Source organism: Microbacterium sp. GbtcB4 (genome assembly GCF_019091465.1).
In the GTDB taxonomy this organism is placed as follows: Bacteria; Actinomycetota; Actinomycetes; order Actinomycetales; family Microbacteriaceae; genus Microbacterium; species Microbacterium paraoxydans.
Window position 1 is genome coordinate 1 of the sequence record NZ_JAGXJJ010000272.1, and the last position, 255, is coordinate 255.

A 255-nucleotide genomic window follows, 5' to 3' on the forward strand; every position below is an offset into this window, starting at 1 on the left:
GTGATAAAATAAACACCCGGTACTATGTTGCCCAGGTCAATAATATGTTTGCGTGAGGTTTCCCGTCCCTGGTATAATACCCGGCCTGTGTGATCGCTCAGCGTGATCACAGCCTGCCCTTTTAATAATGAAGCAGGAATAGTGACAGTAACATTATTTACCGGCGGATTAGGATAAACAGAAAGACTATCGCTGTTATAATTGATCTCCATTGTGACCGGCATGGCCAGCCTGGCCGCTGTACTGCTCACCGGC

The 255-nt window shown here is 47.5% G+C and carries 1 protein-coding gene; it reads right to left on the bottom strand.

The features are described from left to right. A partial coding sequence (locus tag KVS71_RS17885; RefSeq protein WP_217585208.1) for a T9SS type A sorting domain-containing protein occupies positions 1–255 on the bottom strand: 255 nt, incomplete at both ends.